Genomic DNA, 16097 nt, shown 5'->3' with positions numbered 1-16097 from the left:
CGCCCCCGCGTTCGCCGAAACGACGCTTGCCGGCGAATTCATGAAGACTGCAGCCGCACCGGGGCCACGGCGGGCCCTGTCCACTTCGCTCGCCGCACCAGCGCTCGCGCTCACACTCACGCTCGCACTCGCACCGGCGTCGCCGCTGCAAGGCGCCGCGAGCGCCCGGATCCTGCTCATCGCCGGCAAGCCGAGCCATCCGGCCGGAATGCACGAGTTTCGGGCAGGATGCCTGCTGCTCCAGAAATGTCTGGAGGGCATTCCCAACGTGTCAGTGCAGGTCGCCAGCAATGGATGGCCGACACGCGTCGTCGGCGGCCAGGTGGTGGATGACCCCACCGCTTTCGATGAGGTGCGTGCGGTGTTCGTCTATTGCGACGGCGGAGGAGGACACCCTGCCATCGTCCCGGAGCGCCTAAAACTCCTGGACTCCTTGGCCGCCCGGGGGGTTGGGCTCGGATTCGCCCACTATGCGGTGGAGGTACCCCGGGGTGATCCGTCCGAGGCCATGCAACGCTGGATCGGGGGGAATTACGAAGACCGCTACTCGGTAAACCCGATGTGGTCCCCGGAGTATGCGGCGTTTCCGGAACACCCGGTCACCCGCGGCGTCCGGCCCTTCAGCAACCGGGACGAGTGGTATTTCAACATGCGATGGGCCGGAGCCACGAACGGCCTGACCGGCATCCTGGTTGCCACCCCGTCCGATGCGGTGCGCAAGGGGCCTTACGTCTGGCCGGCCGGGCCCTACGAACACGTCATCGCGGCCTCGGGCCGTCCGGAAACCATGATGTGGGTGCTGGAGCGACCCGACGGCGGCCGCGGCTTCGGCTTCACTGGAGGCCATACCCACGCCAACTGGGGTGATCCCAACCAGCGGAAGGTCGTGCTCAACGCCATTCTGTGGATGGCGCAGGTGGACGTTCCGGCCGGGGGTGTGGATTCCATCGTGGCTCCCGGGGATCTGCAACAGAACCTGGATCCCAAGGAGCGTTGAATGTCGCCATCCGCTCCACCGTCCTCCCGGGCTCAGAGTTGTTGTTCCCGGCTCCACTTCTGCTTCCATCCCTCCATGCACTCAATGTCCCGCCTCCTGCCCCCCGTCCTGGTCGCCACCCTGCTGCTGGCCGTCCTGCCCGCCCTCGCGGCCCCCAAGACCGGCGATGCCTTTCCCGATCTGTCCAAGGCGGCGCTGGAGGGAACGCTTCCCGACATGAAGGACAAGGTCGTCCTCGTGGACTTCTGGGCCTCTTGGTGCGGCCCATGCCGGGCCGCGTTCCCGGCGCTCAAGGACATTGCGGAGAAGTACAAGGACCGCGGCGTCGTGGTGCTGGGCATCAGCCTGGATGAGGATCGGGAGGACATGGACCGGTTCGTCAACAAGCTCAAACCCGGCTTCCCCATCGTCCGCGATCCCAAGGGCAAGCTGGCGGAAAAACTCGGCGTCCAGGGCATCCCCTCCACGTTCATCGTCGGACGCGACGGGCGGATCGCCTCCATGCATGAAGGCTACGGTGGCGACCGAACGAAGGCCGAATACGTCGCCACCATCGAGAAGCTGCTGGCGGCCCGGTGAACCGATGGCAGCCTGATTTCCCCGCAGCCCCGGCCACCAGGCTGGGAGGCGCCCGCCTCACGGCGGGCGCGCCGTTTTCCCCCGCGACTTCCCGGGACTCCTGATACCCTGCCGCCGTTTCATGTCCGAACCTGCAGAGACGCTGGTGCTCCGGGGATTGCGCAGTCTGGCCCGCGCCATCGTCGCACGCCCGCGGTGGTTCGTCTGGCCCCAGGTCGCTCTGGTGGCCGCCTGCGCCGCGTACACCGTCACCCACCTCGAGTTCGTGATGGACCGCAACTCACTGCTCGACAGCACTCTCGACTACAACCGTAACTTCCTGGCGTACCGCGCCGAATTCCCGGCCGAGGCCGACCTCGTCGCGGTCGTGGAGTCCGAGGATCCGGAAAAGAACCGGCAATTCGTCGAGCGTCTGGCGGCACGGCTGGCGGCGGTGTCCACGGCGGTGTCGCCGACGAACCTGCTGTCGGATGTGTTCTACAAGGGGGACCTGAAGGTCCTGGGGCCCAAGGCGCTTCACTTCGTGCCCGCCACGAACCTGACCCAGCTCCGGAACACGCTCGGCGATTACCGGCCGTTCCTGGAGCAGTTCTCCGGCGCCTCCAACCTCAACGCGCTCTTCGCCGGAGTGAACACGGCCATCCGGACCGCCGGGCAGAAATCAGAGCGGGAGGCTGAGGGCCTGATCCAGGCGCTTCCGGCCCTCGAACGGATCCTCCGCCGCGCCACGGAGTCCCTGTCGCGTCCCGGCAATCCACCCTCCCCGGGAGTGGACGCCCTCTTCGACGCAGGAAGCGCCGCCGAGGACCGCAAATACATCACCCTGGGCGGTGGCCGCATCTACCTGGTCACGGCGCGTCCGCGGCCGGTGACGCGTGAGGAGTATGCCAGTCCTCCGCGCCGGTTCTGGCAACGATTGACGGGAACCGGGGAACCGGAAGCCGGGATGCTCCCCCGCTGGCGCAAGGCCGCGCAGCAGTCGCTGAATGCGAAGGCCATGGAACAGTTTCGGGACCGGGTCGCCGCCACCGAGGCCGAGGTGACCGGGGTGAACGTGGGCGTGACCGGCGAGCAGGTGCTCGATTTTGATGAGATGGTGCAGAGCCAGCGGGATACGACCCTGGCATCGGTGGTCGCGCTGTCGCTGGTGGCGGTGATCTTCGTGTTCGGATACCAGGAGGCGTCGCGCCCGCTCAAGGCCACGGCCTGTCTGGTGGCCGGCATCGCCTACACGATGGCCTTCGCCACCGCCACGGTCGGACACCTCAACATCCTGACCATCACCTTTGTGCCGATGCTCATCGGCCTGGCGATTGACTTCGGTGTCCACCTGATCACGCGGTTCGAGGAGGAATTGCGGCGCGGCCGGGCCGGACCCGAGGCCCTGACACTGGCCATGATGTTTACCGGCAAGGGGATCTTCACCGGATGCCTGACCACCGCCGGCGCCTTTCTGGCCATGAGCCTCACCGAGTTCCGGGGCATCCGGGAGATGGGCATCATCTGCGGCGGAGGCCTCGTGATCTGCCTGGTGCCGATGATGACGTTGCTGCCGGCCCTGCTGTTGCGACCGGATCGCCCGGGACCGGCTCGCGTGCCCGGGACGTCCGGCGCTGGGGCGACGCCTCTCCGGGAGCGGATCGAGCGGCTGTGGCTGGACCGGCCGTGGACGATCCTCGGGCTGGCCGCTGCGGCGACGGTGCTTGCCGCGGCAGGCCTCCCCCGGGTGCGCTTCGACTACAACCTGCTGAAAATGCAGAGCCCGTCCATCCGCTCGGTGGCCTTCGAGCACAAGCTGCTCGCGTCCGCGGAGAAGTCCGTGATTTTTGGGGCGGTGGTGGCGACCAACATTCAGGAAGCTCGCGCGCTGGAAACCCGGCTGATGGAACTCCCCAGCGTGGCGTCCGTCGAGTCCATGGCGCGGTTCCTCGGGGACGATCCCGAGATCAAGCAACCCCTGATCCGGGACATCGGCACCACCACGGCACCGATCCGTTTCGCCGAGCCGGACCGGCGTCCGGTGGACCTTGAGGACCTGGGGCAGACGCTTTGGAGCCTTGGAGGCTATCTTTCCCTGGCGGCGGAGGAGGCGACGGCCCGGGGGCGGACCAATCTCGTCCCCCCCATCGAGAGTCTGCGCGAGGCCGTCGGAAACCTGAGGGCCGTTCTCTTCCGAGGTGCCCCCGCGGAGGTGGAACGTCGTACACGCAAGCTGGGAAGCTTCCAGGTGGCCCTGCTGGAGGACCTCAGGGAAACGATCGGAGCCCTCCAGAACCAGGATGCCGACGGGAGTCCGACAGCCTCCGATCTTCCGGACCCGTTGCGAAACCGCTTCATCGGGATCCACGGCAGCCTGCTCCTTCAGGTGTATCCCCGCGGCAACGTCTGGGAGCGCGAACCACAGGAGGCGTTCATTCGCGACCTCCAGACGGTGGTGCCCGGAGTGACCGGGGCCCCGGTCCAGATGTATTATTACACGGAGCTGCTCCGGAACGCGTATCTCGAGGCCGCCGGATGGGCCCTCGCCGCCACGGTGCTGCTCGTGGGCCTCCACTTCCGCAACCTTCTGAGCATCGCCCTCGCCCTGCTGCCCGTCGTGCTCGGGAGCCTTTGGGTCGTCGGCCTGATGGGATGGACCGGTCTCGCGTTCAATCCGGCAAACATCATGATGCTGCCCCTCGTCATCGGCATCGGCATCACGAACGGGATCCACATTCTCAACCGATTCACCGAGGAGCGGAACCCCTCCATTTTCGCACGCAGCACGGGAAAGGCGGTGTTCATCTCCGCACTGACGACGATTGCCGGCTTTGGGAGCCTGCTGCTTGCGGAGCACCAGGGAATCCGCAGCCTGGGGTTTGTGATGGTGATGGGGACGGCCGCCTGCATGATCGCCGGTCTGACGGTGCTCCCCTCCCTGCTCTCCCTCACTTCCCGGCCGCTCACTTCCCCTCCAACCCGAGCAAATAGCTCAACACCAGATCCGGCAGATCCAGCGAATACCCCCCTTCCAGCACGCTGAAGGTCGCGATGCCGAGCTTGCGAATCCGCTCGCCCACCCACTGGAAGTCCTCCCGCTCCAGGGTGCCGTTCGCCAGCGGATCACGTGCATAGGCGTCAAATCCGGCCGAGACGCCCAGCAGCGCAGGGCGCGTCGCCATCAACCGCTCGAGGGCCCGCTCCAACTCCCGGCGCCAGTCCGCACGGGGTGTGCCCGGCGCAACCGGGTGATTGAAACAATTGCCGCCGACATCGGCAGTGCCCGTTCCCGGGTAGCACGGATGTTGGTGCACCGATGCAAAGGCGATGCCGTCCAGCGCAGCCACGATGTTCTCGGTGCCATTGCCATGGTGCACGTCGAAATCGAACAGGGCGATCCGGTCCGTGCCCGTGGCCCGGGCTTCCCGCGCTGCAATGGCGAGGGATGCCAGATAGCAGAAGCCCATCGGGTGATCCCGGGTGGCGTGGTGACCCGGCGGACGCAGCAGGCTGAGGGCCGGCTCTCCCGACCGGGCCAGTTCGAGCGCCTTCAGCGCCCCGCCCACCCCGCGGCGGGCATGGTCGCCAATGCCCGGATGGAACGGCGTGTCCCCGTCAAAATCCTGCGGGATCACCAGCCGGACCAAGTAGGACGGACTGTGCGCCCGCAGCAACTGCTCCTCCGAGGGCCGCAACGGGTCCGCCCACTGAAGCGTCAGGGACCGCTGGGACTTCAGCAGGTCGGTCGTCCGGCTGATCCGGGCCGGCTTCTCCGGGTGACCGGATCGGTGATACTCCGTGCAACGGGCGTCGGTGATGATCGTCATGGCTCCCACCTTTTCAGGGGTCTCCGGGCGAGGTTTCCGGCCGCCGGCGCGTGCCCGAACTGCCCCCGGGTCCGTCAGTCGGTCATGCCAGCCGGACCGCCTTCCCCAGCTTCACGCTGCGCACCGCGGCATCCACGATTTCCTGCCCGATGCGGCTGATCGGCAGGGAGACCGGTCCTTCCAGCGGACGGCCCCGGTCCAGGCAATGCAGGAAGTACTGAACCGGGTTCTGATTCGGGGCCCCGGGCGCGGGCGCCGGCACCGGATGCGGCTTCGGCCGGCGTCGCGTCTGCACGGTGATGAAGTCGTCGTAGTCGTAGCTGCTGACCGTCCCCTCCGTCCCCAGGATGACAAAGCCGCAACGCGGTTGCGGCTGGATCACCCACGGATCGGTAAAGGTGCCCCAGCGAGTCTCGAACTTCGATAGGCCGTGGCCATACCGGGCCACCACGATGCTGTGCTCATCCACCTCCAGCCCGGACGGCTGATCCACGACGGCGGTCACGTCCAACGGACGCCGCCCGCCCTGATACCACGTGCCGAGCGTCGTGCCGTACCCGAGGTAATCCAGCAGCGAGCCGCCGCCATGCGCCTTTTTGTAGAACCAGGAGTCCGGCTTCTCACGGGCCACCTGCGCCGCGGTCTTTTCGTCCTTGTCCGCCCCATGGAACAGCGGTCCGCGGTTGCCCCCGAAATGCCAGACATTGAGCACCTCTCCGATGGCGCCGGAGGCCACGATCTCGTGGGCCTTGCGATGGGACCCGACCCACTGGAGGGGCCAGTTGATCATCAGCGATTGCCCGGGCGCCATGCAGGCGACCATGGCGTCCGCCTCCTTCAGTGAGCCGGCGAACGGCTTCTCCACCATCAGATGCGGGCCAAAGGGCGCCACCTTCTTCACCCACTCCCCGTGCCGGGAAGCAGCCGGGCAGAGAAGGACCACATCGGGGTGCGTGGTCTCGAGGCATTCCCGGTAGTCGGTGAAGGCCTGTTCCCGGCGGACGAGTCCCTTGCGGATGGCCTCCTCCATGCGCCCGGGTTGCTCGTCGGCAATGCCCACGATCTCCGCGTGCGGATGCTCATGGGCGTACCGCAGGAGGTCCCCCATGTGGAAATGGTCGAAGTTGATGCCGGCGATCTTCCAGGTGCGCTTTTTCATGGCGATAGCGTCGCGCAACAGCGTGCCGACCGCGGGCCGTGTGTCGAAGCGAAACTGAGGGGGCTTCGCCGCCTCCGGTGAGGTCGAATGAGGCGACGGACGTTGAAGCGTCCCGGGCCTTCCTGGCGGTCCGCCGTTGAGAACTGCCGGTATTCGCTTGCCTGACGTGTCCCGGGCGAATCAACTGACCGGGTACACCGTACGCGTTTGCGACGCCGCGGGAATTCGCCCCCGCGGCCGGCGCCGCGCGCGCACGGCTCAACGTCTTTTCTCGATCACATGAGCCAGGGCACCGCAACCCAATCCGCCACCGGGACCTCCTCGGTCCCCCATCCCGGCATCCCAACCAGCACCGATGGCGCCGGTGCCGTGACCTGGGTGGAAACGCACATCACCCAGGGGGCCTGCGCCTACCCGATCACCTCATCAACCACCATGGGCACCGGCTACCAGACCGAGGTGTCCAACGGCAAACAGAACCTCTGGGGCGACACGCTGCACTTCGTCCAGCCCGAGTCGGAGCACTCGGCGGCCTCCACCTGCGAGGGGTTCGCCCTCGCCGGAGGCCGGGTGACGAACTTCACTTCCGGACAGGGGCTCGTCCTGATGAAGGAGGTGCTCTACACCATCGCCGGGAAGCGGCTTCCGGTGGTGTTTCACATCGGGGCCCGGGCACTGACCAGCCACTCGCTGAACGTGCATTGCGGCCACGACGACGTCATGAGCGTCGCCGACTGCGGCTGGGGCATCCTCTTCGGACGCAACGCCCAGGAGGCCGGCGATCTGGCGCTGATCTGCCGGCGGGCCGCCGAGGCCTGCGACACGCCGTTCCTGAACGTGCAGGACGGCTTCCTGACCACCCACACGATCGAAAACGTCCGGCTTCCGGAGACGGCATTCATGAAGGAATACGTGGGCGATCCCAATGAGCGCCTGCGCTGCCTGTTCGATCCGCGCCAACCCCTCATGTCGGGCGTCGTCCAAAACCAGGATTCCTACATGAAGGGCAAGATCGCCCAGCGGGCCTACTACGACCGCGTGCCCGCGGCGGTGGAGGAGGCGATGGAGACCTTCCACAAGGCCACCGGACGCCGCTACCGGATGGTGGACTGCTACCGGATGGAGGATGCGGACTACGCGCTGGTTGGCATGGGCGGGATGATGGAAACCGCGCAAGCTTCGGTGGATCACCTTCGTGCGACGGCGGGGATCAAGATCGGCGTGGTCCATGTCACCTGCTTCGCCCCCTTCCCCGCCACCCAGATCGTGGCCGCCCTCAAGAACGTCCAGGCGTTCACGGTGATTGAGCGCATGGACAATCCGCTGGCCCAGTCCAATCCGCTGGTCCAGGCGATCAAGGCGTCGTTCGCCGACGCCCTCATCGGCCTGCACTACGGGTCCCGCGGCGAACAAGCCTATCCCGAGGTGCATCGCCTGCCCCGCATCTATGCCTGCGCCGCCGGCCTGGGATCGCGCGACGTGCGCGCCGGTCACTTCATCGCCATCGCGCGCAACATGCAGTCGGAGCAGCCCCGCGAGTTCGGCGTGGTCGGCATCAAGCACGAACTCGCCCTGCCCGACGCCGAGGATCCCGACATGCGCCCCGCGGGCGCGTTCTCCATGCGCGGCCATTCGGTGGGCGGCTTCGGGTCGGTCACCACCAACAAGCTCATCGCGTCCTTCGTTGGGGAGCTGTTCAACCTTTACGTCCAGGCCTACCCCAAATACGGCTCCGAGAAAAAAGGCCTGCCCACGACGTACTACCTCACCGTGGCCGACGGCCATATCCGGTCCCACAGCGAACTGGAGCACGTCGAGTTCATCCCCCTGAACGACGTCAATGCCTTCAATCTGGGCAATCCGCTCGCCGGCATCGCCCCGGAGGGCAGCGTCTTCATCCAGAGCCCCCACACGGACCCCGCAAAGGTCTGGGACGAGATCCCGGCGTTCGGACGCAAGATCATCCGGACCAAGAAGCTCCGCGTGTACTACCTCGACACCGTCAAGATCGCCCGCGAGATCGCCACGGATCCCGACCTGCAGCAGCGCATGCAGGGTGTGGTGCTCGTCGGCATCTTCATCAAGGTGACTCCCTTTGCGTCCCGGTCGGGCATGGACGAGGCCACCGTGCTGGCCGCGGTCGAGAAGTACGTCCGCAAGTATTTCGGAAAGCGCGGCGAGCACGTGGTCCAGGAGAACCTGGCCTGCGTGAGACAGGGGCTGAAGGACGTCCGGGAAATCCCCTCGGAGATCATCCAGGCCCCCGATGCCACCGCCGCCGGGTCCCGTCCCGAGGAGATCGTCTTCGCCAAATAGCCCGCCGCACCACCCTCACCCACCTATCCTCAACGTTCACCCACGATTTCATGAGCCAAGCCATCGCCGAATCCCCGGCCCCCGCCCAGCGTTTGAACGTCCGTCCGGTCGAGGACGACGTCCTGGACGTCGCCGACTTCAACGAACGGATTGTTGGTGCCTACAATGACGGCACCGCCGAGATGGGGCTGCCGGCCGATCTCTCCACCGCCCGCTCGCTGATCACCGCCGGCTCCGCCGCACTGCGGGATTTTTCCTACATCGCGCCGGAGATTCCGCTGCTGCACTCCGAGAACTGCGTTGCCTGCATGGCCTGCGTGACCGAGTGCCCCGACACGGCCATCCTGGGCAAGGTGGTCCCGAAAGCGGCCTTGGAGGCCGAATTGGAGACCATTGCGGATCCGGTGGAGCGAGAGCACTACCGGCGGCAGTTCGGCCGGACGACCAAGTTCTGGAACGTTTACGAGAAAAAGGGGCAGGAGCCGGGGTATTTCGGGATCTTCATTGACCCCACCAAGTGCAAGGGCTGCGCCGAATGCGTGGAGGCCTGTGGCGATCACGGAGCCCTGACGATGCTGAAGAAGGAGGGCACGGTGCTCCCGCGCTTCCAAAAGACCTTCGATTTCTATCGCAAGCTCCCGGAGACCCCGAAGCAGTACATCAACGACAAGCTGCTGACCGACATGATGCTGGCCGACCGTTCCCTGCTCTACGTGGGCGGCGCCGGCTCCTGCATGGGCTGCGGCGAGGGTACGGCGATCCGCATGATGCTTGCCGCCACCGGGTTCGTGCACGGCAGGGACAACCTCGGGATCATCAACTCCACCGGCTGCTCCACCGTGTACGCCTCAACCTACCCGTACAATCCGTATGTGGTGCCCTGGTCGAACTCGCTGTTCGAGAATGGGCCCACCTACGCGATGGGAGTCCGATCGCGATGGGATCAGATGGGCTGGAAGGACAAGAAGCTCTGGGTGTTCGGCGGCGACGGCGCCATGCTCGACATTGGCTTCCAGGCGCTCAGCCGCATGCTGGCCTCCGGCATGAACATCAAGGTGCTCATTCTCGACACCCAGGTGTATTCGAACACCGGCGGGCAGAGCTCCACCGCGTCGTTCATGGGCCAGAACACAAAGTTCTCGGTGCATGGCAAGGCCATCCCGGGCAAGACGGAGCGCCGGAAGGAAATCGCGCAGATCGCCATGATGCACCCGAACACGTTTGTGGCGCAGACGAGCTGCGCGATGACCAATCACTTCTACAAGTCCATCCTGGCGGCCAACGAGTACGAGGGCCCGGCGATCGTGAGCGTGTATACCACCTGCCAGCCGGAGCATGGCGTCGGCGACAACATGGCCATGCACCAGTCCAAGCTGGCCGTGGACACCCGCTCCTTCCCGGTGCTGATGTACGATCCGCGCAAGGGTGAAAAGATCAGCGAACGCCTCAGCCTTCAGGGCAACCCGGCGACCCATGAAGACTTCTACGTCGAGCCCAAGACCGGCGAGGTGTACGACTTCGTGATGTTTGCGCGCAGCGAGGGCCGCTTCTCCAAGCATTTCGACAAGGACGGCAAGCCCAGCCCCACCATCCTCGCCGCCCGCCAGGAGCGCCTCGAAAACTGGCACCTCCTCCAGGAACTCGCCGGCATCCGCTGAAGCCGGATCCGGCCGCCCCCGGTGGGGCAATACGAGAGTCCTCGCGTTCGCGTGTGGAGTCCCCGCCAGCCCGACTTCCCGGTTGCCCAAACCGACAACAGCGGGACGGGTCCCTTGCGGCTCCGCTGCCCGCCCGGACGTTCCATCGCAAGGCGTCACCAACCCGCCGGCTTCCGTTCCCCCCGATTTCTGAACCGCAGCGCAGCGCAGTTGACGTTTGCCCACCGGGCGCGCGGCGGCCATTGTCACTGGACCGAGGCGTTGGCGCGCGCTCTCCCGGCATCCGATTGCCACGACGGGAGCTGTAACCCGGGCCCGGGCCTGGCCATCATCACGACATGAACATGCGTTGTCCCACCACCTCCCGCGTCTCCCTGTTGGCTGTTGCAGCCGCCATCATCACCTGTTCCGCCACGAGAGCTGCGGGCCCACTTGCGGTGGCCAATGGCTCCTTCGAACTGCCCGCGACCACGTTCGTGGATCCGCGCATCACCGACTGGACCAAGACGCCCCAGCCGGACTGGTTTCAGCCGCAGGGCGGCATGACGTGGGACCAGCTCAGCGGCGTCTTTGCCAACACCGCCGTGGGCGCTCCCAGCCACATCGCCAATCTCGACGGATCCCAGGCGGCGTTTTTGCTGGCCATTCCGCAGGCCGGATTCACCCAGGTTCTGGCGTCCCGCTACGAATCCGGCCTCCAGTATTCGCTGACGGTGGCCATGCGGGCCGGAGGCAACATCGCCGAGGGGGACTCACTGAGGCTCGGGCTGTTCTATCTCGATGATGCGATGAACCCGGTGAGTGTTGCGTCCACCCTGGTCCGCTACACGCCGGCGGACCTGCCACAAGGCGCGTTGCTCCACGACCGGGGGGTGATGTCCGGCCTGATCACCCCGGGTGCCGATGCCGAGGGACGCAACATCGGACTTCAGATCATCGCCGCCGGTGGAGACGGCACCGGATATTGGGACCTGGACAACGTCCGCGTCGAGGCAGTTCCCGAACCCGGCACTTGGGCGCTGCTGGGACTCGGGCTCATCGGGTGGCTGGCCGCCGGGCGGCGCCGGATGGCCCAACGGTGATGGGTTCCCTACGAGAGGCCCCTCGGGCAACGCGACGGCGGAATGCCGGCTCAATCCGATCGTCGCTTGCCGCCATGACGGCGATGGTGGCGGCGTTCTGCGCCGCCGCGGCACCGATCCCCATTCCGGTGCCGAACGCATCCTTTGAGTTTCCCGCAACACCGTTCGTCAGTCCCAGCGTGGCCGAGTGGCAGCGGACGCCCAAGCCCCCCGACTACGATGACGAGACCAACTTCGCATGGGACCTGGCCGCCGGAGTATTCCTCAATCCAGGCCCGGGTCAGGATGGCCACAAGGAGAACGCGGAGGGCCGCCAGGCGCTGTACCTCTTCGCCGTGCCTGGCAATGGCATCCTGTTGGACGGCACCGGGCCCGCCGGGGCGTTTCCGGCAATCTATGAACCCGGAAACGCCTACACCTTGACCGTGGCCCTGATCGGAGGTGGCGGCAACATGCTGGAGGGCACATCATTAAGGCTTGTGCTCCATGCCGTCACGGATGCGGGCGAACGCCTGACCGTGGCTTTCGATGAGATTCTGCATTCGGCGCAGCGGTTCCCGACCCTGACCCGATTCGTGGACGTTGCGGTGACCGTACCGCCGGTTCTGCCCGGGGATCCGTGGGCGGGCAGGCCCTTGGGCATAGGCCTGTACTCCGCCGTTCAAGCCGGCTCAGGTCTTGAGGGGGGCTATTGGGATGTGGACAATGTGCGACTGACCGCTTTCCGACCTGCGGAGTTGCGGATCACGCCGGTCGCCGGAAGTGAGACGCCGCGGATCACCTGGGCCGGTGAGGCGGGACTTTGGTATCAGGTCCAGACCTCGGACCACCTTGACGCATGGTCCGATTGGGACGCGCCGCTTGCCGGGACGGGCGAGCCGCTCACGGTCCGCCTGCCCACGGATTTCACCGGGCCGCTATACGTTCGCGTTCGTCTGGTCAATTGGTGATCCCGGCGCTCCAATGCCACGCACTTTCCACCAGGGCGGGAACCGGCGGAACGCGCCGCACACCGCCGGCTTCACGATGATCGAATTGCTGGTGGTGATCGCCATTCTTGGGGTGCTTGCCGCCCTGTTGCTCCCCTGCCTCGCCGCTGCCGCGAGTGCCGGCCGGCGTGCGGCCTGCCTGTCCAACCTTCGCCAGATCGGACTCGGCATCCAAGCGTACGCCGCCGATTACGAGAACCGGATTCCGTTGGGTCCTCAGGCACCGCCATTCACCAGTCCGGCGAGCTTCTATCCGTCCACGGGCGCCCCAACGAGCCTGCTGTCGCTGCAAACCGGGCGACCGGTGGGACTGGGACTCCTGCTGGCCAGTCATCTTGCCGCTCAACCGCGCGTGCTGTTCTGCCCCGGGGCCGATCAACCGCTCGATGCCGGGGAGGAACTGTCGCGGGTGGGTCGTTCCCAGGCGCAGGGGAGTTACTATTACCGCCATGGCAGCAACCCGCAGCTCTTCGACACCCCGGCTGGAAACGGGGCGATGCAAACCCGCCTCGATCATCCCGGATTCAACCGCCAGGGCCAGCCCCTGCGGGCGCTGGCGCTCGACACCCAGTTCCTGAGCCCGCCGGATCTGGTGAACTTCAATGTCCGCCCGCGCACCCACCATCGGCAGTCGTTCGTGAACATCCTCTTCACGGACGGGCATGCCGTGTCCCGGTCCAATCGCGATGCCCGCTACACGGTGGACCTTCGGGAGTACGGCGACATTCGGGCGGCGTTTGACCGGATTCTCGGAGTGCTCGAAAGGGCGGACGCCGCCCCCTGAATCCCGTTCCGGCTCAGGATCCCCGGCGGTGCAGTGCGCGGTGAATGCGAACGCACTGCCGGAGGAGCGGGCCCATGTGGTCGAGCGGCATCATGTTCGGGCCGTCACTCGGCGCCCGGTCCGGGTCCGGATGCGTCTCGATGAAGAGACCGTTCGCTCCGGCCGCCACGGCACAGCGGGCCAGCACGGGTGCAAACTCCCGCTGCCCCCCGGATCGGTCACCCCCACCCCCCGGAAGCTGGACCGAATGAGTCGCGTCAAAGACCACCGGATATCCGAGGCGCGCGAGAATGGGCAGCGAGCGCATGTCGGCGACCAGGTTATGGTAGCCAAAGGTGGTCCCGCGTTCGGTCAACAGCAGCCCGGGATTTCCGGACGAGCACGCCGACCGGGCCTTGGCGACCACTGCCCGCATGTCTTCGGGTGCCAGGAATTGCCCCTTCTTGATGTTGACCACCGCCCCGGTGGCCACCGCGGCCTCGATCAAGTCCGTCTGGCGGCAGAGGAAGGCGGGGATCTGCAGGGCGTCGCACACCTGGCCGGCCGTTGCGGCCTCCTCCGCGGTGTGGACATCGGTGAGCACGGGAACTCCCAGACGGCCGCGAATCCGTTCCAGGATTCGCAACCCCTCCTCCAGTCCGGGGCCGCGAAAGGACGTTCCGGAGGTGCGGTTGGCCTTGTCATAGCTGGCCTTGAACACGAACGGGATCTCCAGCGTTGCGCAGAGCGCCTTCATCCGGCGGCCAATCCGCAGGCACAGCGCCTCATCCTCCAGCACGCAGGGGCCCGCAATCAGGAAAAGTCGCCCTGGCTGCCTGAGGTCACGCCAAAGGCGCATCGTGGAATCCGACACCGCGTCAGGCTAGGTGGCCGATGCCCGTCGGGCGATATCGAATCAGCGATGCCCGGAGCGCGGAACGCCCTGGGCCCGCGCGGGTCGAGACGCCCAGGGCCAGCCACCCAGGCCGGAGCGCGGCCCTATGGCCGGACATTGATGGCGTGTCTGAGACAGTAGGCCCCGTTGACCACGTACTTTTGCGCCCAGTGCTTGAGCCCGGACCGCTCGCTTGTTGTCAGTGGGCGTTTCACCACCGCCGGCGAACCCACCACGAGGGAACCCGGCGGCACGTGCATGCCCTGCGGCACCAGGGTGTTGGCCCCCACCAGGCATTGGTTCCCGATGACTGCGCCATCGAGAATCGTTGCCCCCATCCCGATCAGGCACTCGTCCCCCACCGTGCAGGCGTGCACGATCGCCGAATGCCCGATGGTCACCCAGGACCCAACCACGCAGGGAAAATCGTCCGCCAGATGCAGCACCGCGTTGTCCTGCACATTGGTGTGATGCCCCACCACGATCCGGTTGATGTCACCGCGCAACACGGCGCCGTACCAGACGCTGCTGGCGTCCCCCAGGGTGACGTCACCGATCACCACGGCCGTCGTCGCAATGTACACATCGCGCCCGAGCGTGGGCGATTTTTGGAGAAAGGTGTCCAAGCGGGCTTCCAGTGCGTCCACACGTCGAGACTCTCGTCTGATCGGGGGACCATCAATCCCGCAAAACGAACAGCGCGGGCCGGGCCAGGCGCGGCTCCGCCCCTTCGACCGGTGGGGTAAAGGTCCCTGTGCCAGCGTGTGGAGTCCCCACAGGCCCGGCTCGCGGTTGCACGTTCGGTTCGTGGGAGCCTTGCCCCGCCCGCAGGCTCGCCGACCCCACTGCGGGCCGCGCCAATGCGAAGCAAAGTCTGCCCCGCGCTGCCTTGCACCCGCCACCCGGTTGCGTTCAGCGTCCGGCGGTGTCGCTGACCGTCCTTGAGATCCTCCGTCGCAGCACGGAGTTCCTGGAAGCACGGGGTGTCGAATCCGCGCGGCTCAACGCCGAGCTCATCCTGTCCCATGTCCTGCGCCAGCCACGCCTGCGGCTGTACCTGGAGTTTGACCGGGTGGTGGGCGCCCCGGAGACCGCCGCGGTGCGGGATCTGGTGCGGCGGCGGGGCCGCAGGGAGCCGCTTCAGCACCTCACGGGAACTGCCGCATTCCTCGGGCACGAACTGCGGGTCGGTCCGGAAGTCCTGATCCCGCGCCCGGAAACAGAGCGGCTGGCACAACTCGCGATCGAACGCCTCCGGAGGCCCGACGCCTCGGCGACACCGCGGGTGCTGGACTTCGGCACCGGCTCCGGCTGCCTCGCCATCGCGATCGCCGCCGCAATTCCCGCAGCCGAAGTCCACGCCCTGGAGCTCTCCGTGCCGGCACTGGACCGCGCACGGGAGAACGCGCGTCCCCTGGGAACGGACCGGATCGCGTTTCATTGCGGGGACGGTTTCGCCGCGTTGCCCGACGGGGAGGGGGAACCCCGGCGCGGCTTTGATCTGCTCGTTGCGAATCCGCCCTACATCCCCACGGCGGACATCGGGTCGCTTGACCCGGAGGTGCGGGACCACGAGCCGCGGCTCGCGCTGGATGGGGGTCCGGACGGACTGAGCTTTTTCCGACGGCTCGCGGTGGAGGCCTCGCACCGGATGCGCCGCCCGGGGTGCCTGATGCTGGAGTTCGGGGATGGGCAGGCGGCGGCGGTGCGGGAACTCTTCACCAACACCGCATGGACGGTGGAACGGGTCGAGAAAGACTTGTCCGGCCGGGACCGCATTCTCATCGTGACCCCGCTTCCGGCGTCACGCGTCCCACCCGGGACCTGACCCGGGCGCGCACTGCAACCCGGTC

Annotated in this window: 12 protein-coding genes and 1 pseudogene; 9 read left to right on the top strand and 4 right to left on the bottom strand. The window is 66.7% G+C overall.

Going from position 1 to position 16097, the window contains the following annotated elements; genetic code table 11:
* The first annotated feature begins 40 nt into the window (after positions 1-40).
* From KF791_00260 to KF791_00250, 3 genes are all read left to right on the top strand, one after another.
* Positions 41-997, top strand: coding sequence for a ThuA domain-containing protein (locus KF791_00260; GenBank protein ID MBX3731004.1), 957 nt, complete (start codon positions 41-43; stop codon positions 995-997).
* Positions 998-1072: 75 nt separating this feature from the next.
* Positions 1073-1576, top strand: coding sequence for a TlpA family protein disulfide reductase (locus KF791_00255; GenBank protein MBX3731003.1), 504 nt, complete (start codon positions 1073-1075; stop codon positions 1574-1576).
* 121 nt (positions 1577-1697) lie between these two features.
* Positions 1698-4598 (top strand): MMPL family transporter, encoded by a 2901-nt coding sequence (locus tag KF791_00250; GenBank protein MBX3731002.1) that lies wholly within the window; start codon positions 1698-1700, stop codon positions 4596-4598.
* On the opposite strand, the gene KF791_00245 is transcribed toward KF791_00250, so the two are convergent.
* Positions 4519-5382, bottom strand: a complete 864-nt coding sequence (locus tag KF791_00245) for a histone deacetylase (GenBank protein ID MBX3731001.1) — start codon at positions 5380-5382, stop codon at positions 4519-4521. The genes KF791_00250 and KF791_00245 overlap by 80 nt on opposite strands.
* Positions 5383-5464: 82 nt before the next feature.
* Positions 5465-6541 carry a Gfo/Idh/MocA family oxidoreductase gene (locus tag KF791_00240; GenBank protein ID MBX3731000.1) on the bottom strand — a complete coding sequence of 359 codons (1077 nt, stop codon included), beginning with the start codon at positions 6539-6541 and terminating at the stop codon, positions 5465-5467.
* A gap of 279 nt (positions 6542-6820) precedes the next feature.
* On the opposite strand from KF791_00240, the gene KF791_00235 reads away from it, so the two are divergent.
* From KF791_00235 to KF791_00215, 5 genes and pseudogenes are all read left to right on the top strand, one after another.
* Positions 6821-8857 carry a 2-oxoacid:acceptor oxidoreductase family protein gene (locus KF791_00235; GenBank protein ID MBX3730999.1) on the top strand — a complete coding sequence of 679 codons (2037 nt, stop codon included), beginning with the start codon at positions 6821-6823 and terminating at the stop codon, positions 8855-8857.
* Between the two features lie 50 nt (positions 8858-8907).
* Complete coding sequence (locus KF791_00230) at positions 8908-10515, top strand: thiamine pyrophosphate-binding protein (protein ID MBX3730998.1); 1608 nt, start codon at positions 8908-8910, stop codon at positions 10513-10515.
* Positions 10516-11057: 542 nt separating this feature from the next.
* Positions 11058-11597 (top strand): PEP-CTERM sorting domain-containing protein, encoded by a 540-nt coding sequence (locus tag KF791_00225; protein ID MBX3730997.1) that lies wholly within the window; start codon positions 11058-11060, stop codon positions 11595-11597.
* Positions 11598-11671: 74 nt separating this feature from the next.
* Positions 11672-12547 carry a hypothetical protein gene (locus KF791_00220; GenBank protein ID MBX3730996.1) on the top strand — a complete coding sequence of 292 codons (876 nt, stop codon included), beginning with the start codon at positions 11672-11674 and terminating at the stop codon, positions 12545-12547.
* 13 nt (positions 12548-12560) lie between these two features.
* A pseudogene (locus tag KF791_00215) lies at positions 12561-12779 on the top strand (prepilin-type N-terminal cleavage/methylation domain-containing protein).
* Positions 12780-13383: 604 nt separating this feature from the next.
* Here the strand turns inward: KF791_00215 and kdsA are convergent.
* Both kdsA and KF791_00205 read right to left on the bottom strand, forming a co-directional pair.
* Complete coding sequence (gene kdsA, locus KF791_00210) at positions 13384-14208, bottom strand: 3-deoxy-8-phosphooctulonate synthase (GenBank protein ID MBX3730995.1); 825 nt, start codon at positions 14206-14208, stop codon at positions 13384-13386.
* Positions 14209-14348: 140 nt separating this feature from the next.
* Positions 14349-14891 (bottom strand): gamma carbonic anhydrase family protein, encoded by a 543-nt coding sequence (locus tag KF791_00205; protein MBX3730994.1) that lies wholly within the window; start codon positions 14889-14891, stop codon positions 14349-14351.
* Positions 14892-15169: 278 nt separating this feature from the next.
* On the opposite strand from KF791_00205, the gene prmC reads away from it, so the two are divergent.
* Positions 15170-16072 (top strand): peptide chain release factor N(5)-glutamine methyltransferase, encoded by a 903-nt coding sequence (prmC, locus tag KF791_00200; protein ID MBX3730993.1) that lies wholly within the window; start codon positions 15170-15172, stop codon positions 16070-16072.
* The last annotated feature ends 25 nt before the right edge of the window (positions 16073-16097 follow it).

The sequence above is a fragment of the Verrucomicrobiia bacterium genome, assembly GCA_019634635.1.
Lineage (GTDB): Bacteria > Verrucomicrobiota > Verrucomicrobiia > Limisphaerales > UBA9464 > UBA9464.
This window is presented reverse-complemented; position numbering and strand designations above follow the sequence as displayed.

Excerpts from the sequence above, each read along its gene's own strand:
- KF791_00250 (MBX3731002.1), top strand. The coding sequence starts at position 1,698 with ATGTCCGAACCTGCAGAGACGCTGGTGCTCCGGGGATTGCGCAGTCTG.
- KF791_00235 (MBX3730999.1), top strand. The coding sequence starts at position 6,821 with ATGAGCCAGGGCACCGCAACCCAATCCGCCACCGGGACCTCCTCGGTC.
- KF791_00225 (MBX3730997.1), top strand. The coding sequence starts at position 11,058 with ATGACGTGGGACCAGCTCAGCGGCGTCTTTGCCAACACCGCCGTGGGC.
- KF791_00240 (MBX3731000.1), bottom strand. The coding sequence starts at position 6,541 with ATGAAAAAGCGCACCTGGAAGATCGCCGGCATCAACTTCGACCATTTC.
- KF791_00255 (MBX3731003.1), top strand. The coding sequence starts at position 1,073 with ATGCACTCAATGTCCCGCCTCCTGCCCCCCGTCCTGGTCGCCACCCTG.
- KF791_00260 (MBX3731004.1), top strand. The coding sequence starts at position 41 with ATGAAGACTGCAGCCGCACCGGGGCCACGGCGGGCCCTGTCCACTTCG.
- KF791_00245 (MBX3731001.1), bottom strand. The coding sequence starts at position 5,382 with ATGACGATCATCACCGACGCCCGTTGCACGGAGTATCACCGATCCGGT.
- KF791_00220 (MBX3730996.1), top strand. The coding sequence starts at position 11,672 with ATGACGGCGATGGTGGCGGCGTTCTGCGCCGCCGCGGCACCGATCCCC.
- KF791_00230 (MBX3730998.1), top strand. The coding sequence starts at position 8,908 with ATGAGCCAAGCCATCGCCGAATCCCCGGCCCCCGCCCAGCGTTTGAAC.
- kdsA (MBX3730995.1), bottom strand. The coding sequence starts at position 14,208 with ATGCGCCTTTGGCGTGACCTCAGGCAGCCAGGGCGACTTTTCCTGATT.